Origin of the sequence: Erysipelothrix inopinata, from assembly GCF_014396165.1 — a bacterium.
Taxonomy (GTDB): Bacteria; Bacillota_I; Bacilli_A; order Erysipelotrichales; family Erysipelotrichaceae; genus Erysipelothrix; species Erysipelothrix inopinata.
In genome coordinates this window covers 1,355,701-1,370,520 of the sequence record NZ_CP060715.1, presented here as the reverse complement: position 1 = coordinate 1,370,520, position 14,820 = coordinate 1,355,701, and the positions used below count along the sequence as shown (strand labels likewise).

At 35.1% G+C, this 14,820-nt stretch carries 17 protein-coding genes, 1 riboswitch and 1 other annotated feature; of the genes, 5 read left to right on the top strand and 12 right to left on the bottom strand.

The annotated features are described in order from the left end of the window. Positions 1–49 precede the first annotated feature (49 nt). From H9L01_RS06700 to H9L01_RS06690, 3 genes are all read right to left on the bottom strand, one after another. Complete coding sequence (locus tag H9L01_RS06700; protein ID WP_187533195.1) at positions 50–574, bottom strand: energy-coupled thiamine transporter ThiT; 525 nt, start codon at positions 572–574, stop codon at positions 50–52. A gap of 30 nt (positions 575–604) precedes the next feature. Then, a riboswitch (TPP riboswitch) is annotated at positions 605–703 on the bottom strand. Positions 704–738: 35 nt separating this feature from the next. Next, the gene (locus H9L01_RS06695; protein WP_187533194.1) at positions 739–1,428 is read right to left on the bottom strand and encodes an AAC(3) family N-acetyltransferase; all 690 of its coding nucleotides are present in this window, start codon (positions 1,426–1,428) and stop codon (positions 739–741) included. Between the two features lie 18 nt (positions 1,429–1,446). Next, positions 1,447–1,917 (bottom strand): phosphatidylglycerophosphatase A family protein, encoded by a 471-nt coding sequence (locus tag H9L01_RS06690; protein WP_187533193.1) that lies wholly within the window; start codon positions 1,915–1,917, stop codon positions 1,447–1,449. 127 nt (positions 1,918–2,044) lie between these two features. Here H9L01_RS06690 and H9L01_RS06685 point away from each other — a divergent pair, with 127 nt between their 5' ends. From H9L01_RS06685 to H9L01_RS06665, 5 genes are all read left to right on the top strand, one after another. Next, positions 2,045–3,523: a carboxypeptidase M32 gene (locus tag H9L01_RS06685; RefSeq protein WP_187533192.1), complete on the top strand. Its 1,479-nt coding sequence runs from the start codon at positions 2,045–2,047 to the stop codon at positions 3,521–3,523. A 47-nt stretch (positions 3,524–3,570) separates the two neighbouring features. Next, the gene (locus H9L01_RS06680; RefSeq protein WP_187533191.1) at positions 3,571–4,182 is read left to right on the top strand and encodes a superoxide dismutase; all 612 of its coding nucleotides are present in this window, start codon (positions 3,571–3,573) and stop codon (positions 4,180–4,182) included. Between the two features lie 82 nt (positions 4,183–4,264). Then, positions 4,265–4,891, top strand: coding sequence for an HAD family hydrolase (locus tag H9L01_RS06675; RefSeq protein ID WP_187533190.1), 627 nt, complete (start codon positions 4,265–4,267; stop codon positions 4,889–4,891). Between the two features lie 43 nt (positions 4,892–4,934). Beyond that, complete coding sequence (locus H9L01_RS06670) at positions 4,935–5,312, top strand: helix-turn-helix domain-containing protein (protein WP_223151008.1); 378 nt, start codon at positions 4,935–4,937, stop codon at positions 5,310–5,312. Beyond that, on the top strand, positions 5,312–6,193 hold the full coding sequence (locus H9L01_RS06665) for an IS3 family transposase (protein ID WP_187533189.1): 882 nt from the start codon (positions 5,312–5,314) through the stop codon (positions 6,191–6,193). The genes H9L01_RS06670 and H9L01_RS06665 overlap by 1 nt, the downstream gene beginning before the upstream one ends. 41 nt (positions 6,194–6,234) lie before the next feature. Here H9L01_RS06665 and H9L01_RS06660 read toward each other — a convergent pair whose 3' ends face one another. The 9 genes from H9L01_RS06660 to H9L01_RS06620 form a co-directional block, all read right to left on the bottom strand. Then, the gene (locus tag H9L01_RS06660; RefSeq protein ID WP_187533188.1) at positions 6,235–6,672 is read right to left on the bottom strand and encodes a GNAT family N-acetyltransferase; all 438 of its coding nucleotides are present in this window, start codon (positions 6,670–6,672) and stop codon (positions 6,235–6,237) included. Positions 6,673–6,682: 10 nt separating this feature from the next. Next, complete coding sequence (locus tag H9L01_RS06655) at positions 6,683–7,393, bottom strand: TrmH family RNA methyltransferase (RefSeq protein ID WP_187533187.1); 711 nt, start codon at positions 7,391–7,393, stop codon at positions 6,683–6,685. Next, positions 7,393–10,122: an isoleucine--tRNA ligase gene (gene ileS, locus H9L01_RS06650; protein WP_187533186.1), complete on the bottom strand. Its 2,730-nt coding sequence runs from the start codon at positions 10,120–10,122 to the stop codon at positions 7,393–7,395. Before ileS ends, H9L01_RS06655 begins: the two co-directional genes overlap by 1 nt. Positions 10,123–10,158: 36 nt before the next feature. Beyond that, positions 10,159–10,368, bottom strand: a binding site (T-box leader). Then, positions 10,337–10,816, bottom strand: coding sequence for a DivIVA domain-containing protein (locus tag H9L01_RS06645; protein WP_187533185.1), 480 nt, complete (start codon positions 10,814–10,816; stop codon positions 10,337–10,339). Its footprint overlaps the feature before it by 32 nt. A 7-nt stretch (positions 10,817–10,823) precedes the next feature. Beyond that, positions 10,824–11,228 (bottom strand): cell division protein SepF, encoded by a 405-nt coding sequence (locus H9L01_RS06640; protein WP_187535013.1) that lies wholly within the window; start codon positions 11,226–11,228, stop codon positions 10,824–10,826. 57 nt (positions 11,229–11,285) lie between these two features. After that, the gene (gene hpf, locus H9L01_RS06635; protein ID WP_187533184.1) at positions 11,286–11,816 is read right to left on the bottom strand and encodes a ribosome hibernation-promoting factor, HPF/YfiA family; all 531 of its coding nucleotides are present in this window, start codon (positions 11,814–11,816) and stop codon (positions 11,286–11,288) included. Between the two features lies 1 nt (position 11,817). Beyond that, complete coding sequence (locus H9L01_RS06630) at positions 11,818–12,798, bottom strand: zinc dependent phospholipase C family protein (RefSeq protein ID WP_246448942.1); 981 nt, start codon at positions 12,796–12,798, stop codon at positions 11,818–11,820. A 47-nt stretch (positions 12,799–12,845) separates the two neighbouring features. After that, positions 12,846–13,973 carry an alanine dehydrogenase gene (ald, locus tag H9L01_RS06625; protein ID WP_187533182.1) on the bottom strand — a complete coding sequence of 376 codons (1,128 nt, stop codon included), beginning with the start codon at positions 13,971–13,973 and terminating at the stop codon, positions 12,846–12,848. A gap of 2 nt (positions 13,974–13,975) precedes the next feature. Beyond that, positions 13,976–14,683: an HAD family hydrolase gene (locus H9L01_RS06620; RefSeq protein WP_246448940.1), complete on the bottom strand. Its 708-nt coding sequence runs from the start codon at positions 14,681–14,683 to the stop codon at positions 13,976–13,978. Positions 14,684–14,820 lie beyond the last annotated feature (137 nt).

Here is a 14,820-nt window from a genome sequence, read left to right as displayed (position 1 = left end):
ATCTCATGTTATATTATACACAAGTTTAGTACTGCTATCACATTAAGTTTTACTTAAATTGTGTTTGAAGTCTTGGTTTAATTATCATAACAATAATAAAACTTAAAATTGTAGTGGGAATCATGTACGTCGCATTGTATATCATGACACCTTTAAAGACGTTTCCTGGATAGTACTCAGAAAAGAAAACCCACCCTGAAATGTTATGAGACATAAATCTTACAAAGTTTGCCACGATAACTCCTAGAGGCAACTCTATTTTCCCAACTTTTGGCGAAGGAATAAGTGATGAAAGCGAATAAGCTCCAAACGCTACAATATAATCCGTCAAGAATTGAATCGGATGAATGATCACAGGCGCTTTAATCATAAACTTCACAATAAATGATAGGACTGCAACAATTAACGATTTACCAAGCCCTAAATGATAACTTGCAAGTATTAAAGGAATAACACTTAGCGAAACACTTCCACCTTGTGGCATTTGTAGTATTCCTATAAAACGGGATACATACTCCAATACAGCATACAACGCAACATACATTGCGATTAAAACCAGATCCTTTGTTTTCATAAAAAAACACCTCCATATATGAGGCGCAAGGAAAAATAACCTTGAACTCCCTACGCTAGCTCGATCTAGATCAGGTGATAAGGGTTTTTGAAATTCAATCTCAGCCTAATGGCTCCCCTGTTCACACATCTATTATACATGCTTATGCGCTATATGAAAGTGTTTTAGTAAATATCATTTTGCAATCTAAGATAGTCAATCATTTTTCGATATGAGATACCGTAAATTCTATGTCCATCCATTTCTTCATACAACATCAATGGCGATTCCCATATTTGTTTAGTTAAACGTTCCAAATCGATATCGTAATCTAGATATTTTTTTAATGTTTGATCTTGAAGACATGTATTTTTGCAAATAGAAACCATTTGACTTGAAGCATAAGAATATTTAGCTTCGTAAATCGAATGAGTCTTCCCTATTATAAGGATAGTAGCATCAAGGTCATACAGATCATTAAATAAGGATTCGGGTCCGTATGGGAAATCCAACTCAAACGGTCTAGCAAAAAAACGACTATAGTGACCAATCGACGCCATCATTAATGAAGGATGGTTTACAAAATAACAATCATCTTTTAAGGTCATCAGTTGAAGCATTTTCCCTGCTGAAAGAACAATACGTTCTTGGTTATTTAAAAACGGGCTTTCTTCAATAGAATAAATGGATTGATTGAAATCACAATCTCCCATAATAGAGACCGTTCCTTCTGGCATAATATTTAGGAAGATATTGAGGTATCTTCTTGAATAGTGCGAAGGAACATTTTCACCTTCATGAATCAGCAACGTGCCATCACGATCAACATCCAAACGCTTTAAGAGCCTTTTTATATTAAGTTCTAACGAATCCATTACGATACCCCTTCCTATTTAATCTTGAGTATGAGCCAATTTGCTTGCTGCTGATGCAGCGATTGCTCCTACAATATCATCTAAAAATGTATTACATTGTTTCTCGTGATCTTCGTTAAGAACACCAATAATTCCTGGTTTAACCTTGTCGATATAACCATAGTTAGTCAGCGCGATTGATCCGTATAAATTACAGATTCCATAGGCTAAAACTTCATCAATACCATACAACCCCATATCTGTAGCAATTATTTCTTCAATTGCTTTACTACCAAACTGTTTCTTTTCAACTTGAATATCAATATTAATTGCTGTCAGTAAAGCGTGTTGAACTTCTCGTTTGTGCAAGACACTGTTTACATAATGCAAGATATCAAGAGTTTCAATATCTTTGACATAATCTTTCTGTAGAAATATAACACAATCAACAATGTCGTTTAATTCGACCCCTCTTTGGTTCAGTAATTCAACACATTCATTATAATGCATAGTAAAACCTCCGTCGTTATATTTTTAATGTACAAATATTATACCTCAACCACCCATTAAAATATAGTTACGCTTGTTTTATTATTTTATAAATAATGTAAAATAGAGATAGAAAAGGAGAAATATTATGAATTACAATGAATTATTAGATCAATTAAACAGTCTTAGCCTCGCTATCACAACAATGAATTATGATGCATTAACAATCGCACCCCGTTCCGGTGCTAAATATAGAAACAAAGCAATGAGTATCCTTTATGGTGAATACTTCAATATTATGACAAGTGAAGGGACATATAAAATCCTTCAAGATAATAAAAATTCTGAAAATGATATTATTCGTCTGAGTGTTAAAGATCAACTCAAAGGACTCGACAAAATTAGAAACATTCCTCAAAAGGAGTTTGTTGCATTTGAGAACTTAAAAGCGGATGCACAACAAACCTGGGAAGAAGCAAAAAACAGCAAAGATTTCTCAATCTTTGAATCCGATCTTCAAAAATTAGTAGAAACTCAAAAGAAAATGTTAACCTATCGTAACGATGGCCTAATACCATATGAATCATGCCTTAATGATTATGAAGAAGGATTAAGAATGGAACATGTTGAATCATTCTTCTCAACGTTAGAAAAAGATTTAGTACCTCATATCGATACAATTATTGCTGCCCAAGGTCAAAAACCTGCATTTTTAACTGAGTTTGTATCGTATCAACAACAAGATGAGATTACACAAATGATTTGTGAACACCTTGGTTACAATGAAAGTTTTGGCTATGTTGGCCATGCTGAACATCCTTTCAGCAGCACTTTCTCAATTAATGATTCAAGAATTACAACACACTATTATGAAAATGATTTTACATCCAATATTTTTTCAATTATTCACGAGATTGGACACTCAACTTATAACCATCAAGTGAATCCTGAATTTGAAGGATATCCTCTTGCAGATAATATGAGCATGAGTATGCACGAATCCCAATCACGATTCTTAGAAAATATGATTGGCCGTAGTAAAGCATTTTGGACACCTCTTTATCCAAAACTCCAAAACATCATCCCTGATGTTTTAGGAAATGTAAGTCTTGATGAATTTATTTTAGGTATCAACTATGTTGATCGTTCACCAATTCGTATTGAAGCAGATGAAGTTACCTATCCGCTTCACATCATGGTCAGATATGAGATTGAAAAGAAACTCTTTAACGAAAACCTTTCAACAAAAAATCTTAACTTTGATTTTGCAAACGAAATGAAAAGACTCTTACACATCACTCCTGAATCAGATAGTGAAGGCGTACTTCAAGATGTGCATTGGTCTGATGCTTCTTTCGGTTACTTCCCAACCTATGCTCTAGGAACTGCATATGCAGCTCAATTCATGCATGCAATGGAAAAAGACCTTGATGTTACAACTCTACTTATCGAAGGAAATATGAAACCTATCTTCGCTTGGTTAAAAGAAAATATCCACCAATATAGTGGTATGTTCACAGCACAAGAAATGCTCCAACGTGTAAGTGGCGAACCATTCAACCCTAATTACTATGTGAAATATTTAGTAGACAAATACTCAGATCTTCTAGGCATTAAATTGGCATAGTAAACACTTCTTTGATAAACTTTAGTTATAGAGGAGGAATTGTAAAAATGACTTATAAATTACCAGAATTAAACTATGCATACGATGCATTAGAACCACAAATTGATGCAAGAACTATGGAGATTCACCATACAAAACATCACCAAACATATATTACAAATTTAAATGCAGCTCTTGAAAAACATCCAGAAATTGCTGACGAGGATCTTGTAAAATTAATCAGCAATATTAATGAAGTACCAGAAGATATCCGTGTTGCAGTTCGTAACAACGGTGGAGGACATTTAAACCACTCAATGTTCTGGAACATCATGTCACCTGAAAAAGGTCAAACACCTGAAGGTTCATTAAAAGAAGCAATCGATCGTGACTTCGGTTCAGTTGATGCTTTCAAAGAAAAATTTGATGCAGCAGCCAAAACACGTTTCGGTTCAGGTTGGGCATGGTTAGTTGTTAATGCTGATAAGAAATTAGAAGTAATCTCAACAGCAAACCAAGACAACCCTATTATGGATGGTTATACACCAATTCTAGGACTTGACGTTTGGGAACATGCTTACTACCTAAACTATCAAAACCGTCGTCCAGACTACATCAAAGAATGGTTTGAAGTTGTTAACTGGAAACAAGTACAAGAACTTTTCAACAAAGCAATCTAATCAATTGACTGGCTAAGCCAGTCTTTTTTTACAGTCTCATATTATTTTTGGTATGATTAAGAGAGATGAATCGAGGATGTTTATGAAAAAATATAAAGCACTTATCTATGATGTAGATGGTACGATTTTAAATACACTTGAGATGAATATGATTCCCTTACTAAAAATTATTAAAGAAGAACTTAACGAAGACTGGGAATATAAGGATGTTCTCAAATTCGGTTCTTATCCAGGAATTAAAGTAATGGAAGAACTCGGTATTAAAGAAGTAGAAACGACTTATGAACGTTGGGTAAGGTATGTTAATGAATATGAATTTGGTGCGGTTCCCTTTGAAGGCATAATACAAGTACTAAAACAAACATCGGATAGCGGAATAATTCAAGCGGTTGTATCCTCTAAAACTCGTGATCAGTATCAAATAGATATGATTGATTCCGGATTAGATGCTTACATGACAACTTGCGTATTACAAGAGGATACGACTAACCATAAACCACATCCGGACCCCCTATTAAAATGCTTAAAAAAACTTGGTTATATTGATAGTGACGTTGTTTATATAGGAGATTCTCTTGCAGATTATTTAGCTGCTAAAGCTGCAAATATTGACTTTGTTTATGCTAAGTGGGGCAGTATATCTGATGAAGGAATAATTCATCCTACATATTCATTCGATAATCCTTTAGATATCCTAAAAATAATATAAATAAAAAGCAAACCGAATGAAGAGAACCAATTAAAATAGACACATGAAGAAAAGCATGGGAAAATCTATTTTAGGAGGTTCTTTTCTTATGGGAAAAACAGGGAGAATTAATAATAAATACACAGTTGAATTCAAGATAAAAGTAGTTGAAGACTATTTAAGTGGAAAAAGCGGTGGTCTTGATCAACTTGTAAAAAAATATGAACTTAAATCAAACGCTCAAATTCGTAGTTGGATTAAGAAGTACAATGAAGATCCTTCCTCATTAGGCATTGATATGAGAGGTAAAAAAGCGACTGGAAGACCGAAAGTTATTAGGTTAGATGATATGTCTTTAGAAGAACAAAATCATTATCTTAGAATGGAGAATGATATTCTAAAAAAGTTAAATGCGCTCCTTCGGGATTACGAAGAGCGCTAATGTACTCAACAATTGACCAACTTAGGATTGATTACACAGTTAGTGAGTTATGCCAATACTTCAATATATCAAGAGCATCATTTTATAGTTGGCTTGAAAATGGAAAACCTCTTTACAAATGTTGGGATGAATGGCTTGCCTGTAAAATAGAGGAAATCTTCAAAGAAACTTTTAAAGGATATAGATATATTACATATCAACTAAAACGAAAATTTGGAGTGGTCGTTAATCGAAAAACAGTATTGCGTTACATGCAAATACTAGGACTAAAATCTCCAATACGCAAGAAACGATTTGAGAGTTGTACGCAAAAAGAAATAAATGAAAAGGCAAGAAACGTTCACTACAACGTTCTTGCCAGACAGTTTAAGGCCAATCGACCTTTACATAAATTGGTAACTGATGTCAGTTACATCTATCATAAAGAAGGTCGCTTATTCATAAGCGTCATTAAGGATCTTTATGATAATTCAATTCTAGCATATACAGTATCAAAATTTAATGATAATAAACTAGTATTTGATAATTTAGATTTAGTATTTACTTCGGAGTGGGATTCAACATATGAATGTATCTTGCACTCTGATCAGGGGTTTCAATATACAAATCGCCAATACATGGAGAAATTAGATTCGTTAGGAGTTACGATATCACACTCCCGTAAGGCTAATTGCTACGATAATGCATGTTGCGAAAATTTCTTCTCGCATTTGAAAAGTGAGTCTTTGGAGTTAAATGTACCTACTAACGAGCAAGCATTAACCCAGCAAGTTCATGAGTACATAGGGTGGTATAACAATGATCGACCACAAGAAAAATTAAAAGGTATGACTCCTATTGAATTTAGGAATACATACCTTAAAGAGCACTGCTTTTATTAACTGTCTACTTTACTTGGTTCTTGACAGAAGTTTGCTTTTTTCTAACGATCAATAATCATTTGCTCATATCCAAGATATGTATATCCCAATCGTTCATATAATTTTTTTGCAGAAGTATTTGATGGAGCAACTTCCAAACGGAAGCGTTTCACTTCTGGGAAGAGTACCATTAGGTCATTAAAGACTTTGGTACCGTACCCTTTACCTTGAAAGTCATCATCAATGCTTAATTCTTCAACCCAAAGTGACATTGCACCAACTTCAGTTGAATACATCATTGAACAAAGGCAATAGCCACAGGTATAACCATCTTCTTCAATAAACCAGCCAAATGCTGAATCATGATTTCGGATATAATCAAAGTTTCTTTCAAAAATTGTAAGATCAGGATCTGTAAAACTAGCAGGACCTGAGTGGAATTTCGTTGCTAAGTCGATATATTTTTGTAAATCATTTTCTTTAAATTCTATTAATTTCATATTTCCTCCATTAAACCACACGTAAAGTGTATGCAATAATTGCTGCAGCCATAGCTACATTTAACGATTCAAATTGGTGTGTTTCGATTTTTACACTATGGTCACATAGCCTAAGTGATTCCTCTGATACACCTTGACCTTCTGATCCGAGAATAATTGCTATTTTCTCATCTTTGATTTCAGATAAAGGAAGTGTATTATCACCCAAGTACGTTGCATATACAGTGACATCATCTTTTTTAAGTAACTGAATTGCGTCTTTAATTTCCATTCGAATTACAGGAAAATGGAAAATTGCTCCTTGGCTTGCCCTGATCGTCTTATCATTAAATTCGTCAACTGAATCCATAGAAACAATAACAGCATCAAAGCCAAAGCTATATGCAGTTCTTATTATGGTTCCAAGATTTCCAGGATCTTGAACTCCATCACAAATAAAGAACCTCTTTCCCTTTTGATAATGGAAAACCGGTTTTTCTACGAGTGCAAAGACGGATGATCCTGATCGAGTCGTTGATATTTTCTCTGCAATATGTTCTGTTATTTCAATATCAAATGATGAATCAACACCAATTGATTGCATTGTACATCCCGCATTGCGAGCTTCTTGAAGAAGATGTTCTCCCTCAAGAAGTAATTTACCTGAACTATCGCGATATTTTTTCTGACTCAGTTTTAACCATTCTTTAACTTGATCATTTTTCAGCGATGTTATTTTCATTATTTTGTTTCCAAAACGTGGTGGCAGCGATCGCAGAGTCCATCTTCATGAACATCTTTCACAACATTCCAACAACGTGGACATGTATGACCTTCATAAGCTTCAACAGAAACCTCATAACCCATGACTTCAGCTAGTGTATCTTCTACAAAATCGACATGAGAAACAATGAACCACTGTGCAACATGTTGTCCAAGAACATTTTCCACAGCTTCTTTTACATCATTTTCAAGGTGTAATTTAACATTAGCTTCTAATGACTTACCAATTACTTTTTCAGCACGTTTTTCTTCAAGCGCTTTAAATACAGATTCTCTCACTGCTAATAATGTTTCCATTTGTTCTGCTTCATTTTCAGTAATAATATCATCGCTCACTGCAATAAAGCGTGTTAAGTGAATACTTTCTTCTTCGGGTTTGAAGATTTGATACATTTCTTCAGTTGTATGAACAAGAATTGGTGATAGAAGTTTTAAATACATATCGAGAGTTAAGTAGATTACTGTTTGAATTTCACGACGTGCACGATCATCTTCTGCATTCAGATAAAGAATATCTTTAGTGTAATCCAAGTAATAGGATGACATTGTATTAATCAATGAGTTTAATACAGCTGTTGTTGCTTTTTGGTAATCGAATTGTTCATATGCTTTTTGAGCTTCACGATTTACACGAATTGCATCATTTAAGACATATCGGTTCATTAATGACATTGATTCTACAGATACTGCATGTTTATCAAAGTCAAATCCTTCGAGGTTTCCGTGCATAAATCTGAATGTATTTCTAATTTTACGGTATGATTCGCTTACTTGTTTTAATAAATCTTGTGACATATTGATATCTGAATGATAGTCAACACTCCCTACCCAAAGTCTAAGAATGTCGGCACCCAATGTTGAAGTGATTTCATTTGGACTTAACCCATTAGATTTAGACTTACTCATTTTTTCGCCACCATCAAGTTTTAAGAAACCATGAGTAATGACACGTTTGTACGGTGCAATACCATAAAGTGCTACTGAAATAATAAGTGAAGAGTTAAACCATCCTCTGAATTGGTCTGCACCTTCTGCATAGGCATCAACAGGAAGTGGTGTTTCATTATGATTTAGAGCTGCAGTATGGGATGATCCTGAATCGAACCATACGTCCATAATGTCTTTTTCTTTAGTAAATTTACCGTTAGGTGAATTGGGATGTGTAAATCCTTCTGGAAGAAGCTCTTTTGCTTCTTTTTCAAACCAAATATTTGATCCGTGTTCTTCGAACAATTGAGCAACATGTTCAAATACCGCTTCATCAATAATTGGTGTTTCATCTTCTGCATAGAAAATAGGAATTGGAACCCCCCAAACACGTTGACGTGAAATAGTCCAGTCACCACGATCTGCAATCATATTGTGCATACGTTTTTGACCCCATTTTGGATACCACTCAACTTTATCAATTTCATCTAAGATTTGTTGACGAATACCATCAATTGATGCAAACCATTGTGTTGTTGCACGATAGATAATTGGTTTCTTTGTTCTCCAGTCATGTGCATAACTATGGGTAATCCAATCTAGTTTTAGTAATGCTCCTTCTTCTTCAAGACGAACAGTCACAGCTTTATTAGCTTTTTCAAAGAACATTCCTGCAAATTCTCCAGTTTGTTCATTTAAATGTCCTTGTGCATCGACAGGAGCAATAGGTTTAATTCCGTATTTTACACAAACATCAAAGTCTTCTACCCCATGGTCAGGAGCAGTATGAACACAACCAGTACCCGCTTCATCCGTAACGTGATCACCATTTAATACTGGTGAAATACGTTCATAAAGTGGATGTTGGTATGTAACATGTTCGATTTCAGATCCTTTGAATGTTTTTAGAATTCCTTCATTTTCTAGGTCAAGTTCTTTAAGAACTGCCTCGACACGACTTACTAACATAACCATGTTACCTTTAGCTGTCTTTACCAATGCATATTCCATATCTGGATTGACTGAAATCGCAAGGTTTGCTGGAATTGTCCATGGTGTTGTTGTCCAAATTACAAGTTTAGTTCCTGCATCTAAAACACCTTTACCATCTACAACATCAAATGCAATATAAATTGCAGGGTCTTTACGGTCATAATATTCAATTTCTGCTTCAGCAAGTGCCGTTTCACTGGATGGTGACCAATATACTGGTTTTAATCCTTTGAAAATCATGCCTTTTAATGCCATTTTAGCAAAGACTCTAATTTGTGATGCTTCATAATCTTTTGTTAGAGTGATGTAAGGATTGTTGTAGTCTCCGATTTTTCCAAGTGATTTAAAATCTTTCTTTTGAATAGCAACTTGTTCCAAGGCATATTTTTCGCATAATGCTCGGAACTCATGAGTTGGCATTGTTTTACGATCAACACCAAGTTTTTGAATTGCAGTTTCAATAGGAAGACCGTGAGTATCCCATCCTGGTCTAAAAGGTGTCTTAAATCCAGCCATAAACTTGGTACGAACAAGTAGGTCTTTTTGGATACCATTAAGTGCGTGTCCTAAATGGATATTACCATTAGCATACGGAGGCCCATCATGCACAACAAAAAGTGGTGCACCTTCTTCTTCACGAACAGCCATCATTTTTTCGTATAATTCCATTTCATCCCATTTTGCTTGTAAAACAGGTTCTTTTTTATTTAAATTACCACGCATTTCAAATTCAGTTTTAGGTAATTTTAGTGTATCTTTGTAATCCATATTTTTCTCCTTTAATAAAAAAAACGTCCTTAAATTAATAAGGACGTTGATAACGCGGTACCACCTTAAATTCATACACAAATGTGCATGCACTCAGAAGCGTTAACGCCGCATTACGTGTTTTCTACTTTTAATTTCAAAAACAAGCTCACAAGTGATATTAAACTAAGCTCATCTTCGTTTTCACCAACCACGAAGTCTCTACTATGAGTTATTAATCTAATGTGTCTTGATCATCGCCTATTGAATTTAGATTAGGGCTATCTGGTAGGTCTAACCCATCCAGTACCATTTCTAAATCTTTTATTTTGTCTTTCAATTCATCACGAAGTTCATTTGATTCGTTTGATATACGAGCTATTTCGACTAGGACCTGACGAGATATTGACATAGCTTCTCTAATTATCAAATCTGCATTTTTTTGAGCCGTATCTACGATGAAATTTGCTTCACCCAGTGCACGACGGGACATTTCTTCCGCAGCTCTTTCTCGCACAGATATTTCACTGGCAAGCTTTGAATAACGTTTCTTTTGAAGATCACGCTGTTCAAATAAAGCCTCAATTTGTTCTTTGTAGACTTGATTTTGTTTCCGTAAGAGAGCCTGTTCACGAAGTAAAGTCAGTATGTGTTGATCTACTTCAAATCTATCATAACCTTGGCGAACAATTCGGAAATTCGACTTATTTGTCATCCAAATATTACGAATCTAAATCTTCAATGTTCATGCTGATTTCGCCTTCAACTCCAATAGTTTTAGGTGTACACAAAATAACATTGTGACCAATTTTTTGAATTGATCCATCTAATGCAAAGACTACTCCTGTTAAGAAGTCAATTGTTCTTTGTGCATAATCTCTTTGAAGTCTGTGCAAGTTCACAACTGCTGCTCGTTTTTCTTTTAAATAACGTGCTACTTCTTCAGATTCTTCGAAAGAACGTGGTTCAAACAAAATCATTTTTGCATCTGAAGGAAGTTTAGGTGTTACGCTGCCTTGTAGCGTTTCATAATCACTCAAGCTTTCTACCTCCTCGTCTGTTAATTCAAGATATTCGTCATCTTCTATAGGTGTGAGAATATTTTTAAGTTTGTCTTTAAAGCTCATCATCAAACCTCCGTTTCGATTATTATATCATAAAATATGGATTTACAGTACACGATTTTACTCAACTTCTAGTAAACCGTAGTCACCATCATGACGCTTGTAAACTACTGCAACACCATTTGTTTCATCATCTGTATAAATGAAGAATGAGTGGCCTAACATTTCCATTTGAAGAATTGCATCATTTAGATTCATAACTTGTGCATCAATTGTCTTAGTACGAACAATCTTAGCTTCTTCTTCTTGATCATTTTCTTCGATCATATTAATGAATGCTGCAGAGAGACTTTCACGGTTTTTACGTGATAATTTTGTTTTATGTCTACGAATTTGATCTTCAAGTTTATGAACAACTTTATCAAGAGCTGCGTAGAAGTCTTCATGTTGAACTTCTGCTCGCAATGCACCAATTTTGGAGTTCACAGTTACTTCGACTTTTACGCCTTCTGGATAAACATTAACCACGACATTAGCACGCCATGTATCATCAATTTCAAAATATTTATTTAAGAAATCTAATTTATCCTCAACTGCTGCTTGCATTGCTTCTGTAATTTCTACGTTTTTTCCATGGATATATACTAACATATTATATTGCCTCCTTATTGTGTTCATAAATACTTCCATAATACTTCATTACATCCCCTACGGGTCTTCCTGTATCATATTGACGATTTTGTAATAATGGGTCAAATGAAACAGTCTCACCCTTTAGAAAACTATTTAATGATTCTATGAGAACAACTCCTTGTTCTACAGATTGATCATAGATTTCAATAAAACTCAAATGCGATACATCCTCAAGATTCGTGGGATTACACCACGCCTCTTTTTTTAAATTAAGGACATCGTATTCAGCATCTATATTCGAATTCACAACATGGCTGGTATAAGCCCACGGTTTTCCTTTATAGTTCTCATACATCCTAATAATGGGAGTTTTGATGTTATGAGGATCAAATAGGAACCTGAGTGTCGTTTTAAATGAACGAATGCAAGAATCAACAACTGATGTACTAATATGTATATCAAACACAGTTTTCAAGATACTTTGGTAGAAGGTCGATATAACACGACGTTCTTCGTCGTCTACATCTACAAATTTTTCAATATTAATATCTTCTAATCGTCTTTGTTTAACATAGAGTACCATCAACGAATCAAGCATTGACTCATATCTAAAATGCCAATACTGTGTTTCTCCGGCAATCTCTCCACCCCGATAAAATATAAAAGGGTGTCCAAGAGAGTCTAAGGACCAATGCATAAAATGACCTGCGAGATAAGCAGTTAAAATTTCACGTCGACGCTCATCTTTATTTTCTACAATTGTTTTTGCAGCAGTATTATAAAAATCATTGATATGACGTGTATGGACGGTTTCACCATAACCAGTAACAATCCGATTCTTATTTTGGTCTTGCCACGGTAATACATTGTAGTAAAAGAAAAGGTCCGGCCCATTGCTTCCAAGTAAATACGCTCTTGGATGATTTTTAATTGCCTTTTGGACATCGGACTCTTCTAGTTTGTTATAAACGTCGAGTGCCATCAGTCCATGAGTTATCACATTTGGTATGACGGCCACCTCCTTTTACATATTATAACAAATTAATTCTATAAATTCATGGTTTTAACGCAGTTTTCATATTTGCAAAAATCAAAATCGAGTGCTTTAGCAACTGCTTCATTAGTAATGCATCCTGCATAGGTATTTAAACCCTTTCTAAAGCCTTCATCACTCTCCATTGCTTTTTCTAAACCAACGTTTGCTAACATCAATCCATAAGGTAATGTAGCATTACCTAACGCAACGGTTGAAGTTTGCGGAACGGCTCCTGGCATATTCGTTACACAGTAGTGAACAATACCTTCTTCAATGAAGATTGGATTGCTATGAGTTGTTGGTCTACTTGATTCAAAGCAACCACCTTGGTCAATTGCGACGTCCACTAAAACAGTTCCTGGTTCCATTATTTTTAAATGTTCTTTAGTCACAAGTTTTGGAGCCTTAGCACCCGGTAAAAGTACGGAACCAATAACAACATCCGCTACTTTCAGTTCTTCTTCAAGACTCTTAGAATCGCTAAAGATCGTATTGATACGGCCACCAAAGACATCTTCCATATATGCAAGTCTTTCAAGATTACGGTCAAGAACACTTACTGTAGCGCCGGTTCCTAACGCAGTTTTCACTGCACTCATTCCAACAGCACCACCACCAATGACAACAACATGACCACTTTTAACTCCAGGAACTCCTGAAAGTAAGATACCTTTGCCACCATATGTTTTCTCTAAGTATTTCGATCCTTCTTGAATGGATAAACGACCTGCAACTTCAGACATTGGTTTTAAAAGTGGTAAATGATGTAGATGATCTTCAATTGTTTCATAAGCTACACCACTAACTCCACGTTCTAAAAGTGCATCAGCAAGTTGTTTGTTACTTGCTAAATGAAGATATGTGAAAAGAATTTGTCCTTTTCTCATTAAATTATATTCTTCTTCAATTGGTTCTTTTACTTTGACGATCATTTCTGCAAGGGCCCAAACTTCTTGTGCACTACCTAAGATTTCAGCTCCAGCTTCACGGTACATTTCATCTGTAAAACCACTCCCAACACCCAGTCCGTTTTCTACGATAACACGGTGCCCTTTATTAACATATTCGAATACGTGTGAAGGCATTAAACCTACACGATTTTCAAAATCTTTTAATTCCTTGACTGATCCAACTATCATAATTATAAAACCTCCTTCAAATGGGTCAACAATGCTTTACGATCCCCTCGCCAATCACATAGAATGTCACTTCCACGATGAATGATGTTATCTTCAAGAAGCCACACTTCCATGCCTAATTGTTTCGCAATTAAATCCTCTTCAACATCATTACCAATCATAAGACATTGATGAGGGTTCAATTCACATATCTTAACAATTTCATGGTAATAATTCAAATTTGGTTTGCAGAAATGGCTGGACTCAAAGCGAGTAATATATCTAAAATCACTCGGTTCCAATCCCGCCCAACGAATTCTTTTATCGGTCGCAAGTTGTGGGAACATAGGATTCGTAGCCAGAATAATGTCATAACCCTTATCCTTTAAATAGCGGATAGATTCAACCATTTCTTCTGAAATCTTTGTCACGGTTTCCACAACATCATAATCTGATTCATAATAGGCGTCTAAACGCGGTTCTAATTCTTCAAAATTAGGGATATCTAAAGCTTTTTCAAAAGCTTCGTAATACACATCTTTATTAATACGTGTTGGATCATCATCCTTCACCATGACATGTGCCGCTGACCACAGCGCACGACCCAATTTTTCCGGTTCCACCATATCACTCACAGATTGAGTAATAGAGGTTATATAGGCTCGTTCAAACGCTTGCGCATCCATAGGCAATAACGTTCCATCTAAATCAAATATTACTGTTTTTATCATTTCCTTAACCTCCATTTAACCAAAGTATAACACAGGACAAAACTCATTGTATAGAAACACATTCTCATTCGAACTGGCATTGAATTTCAACGCCTTTTTTGTTATAGTTTGAATAAAAGGGAGGTATTAGCCGATGG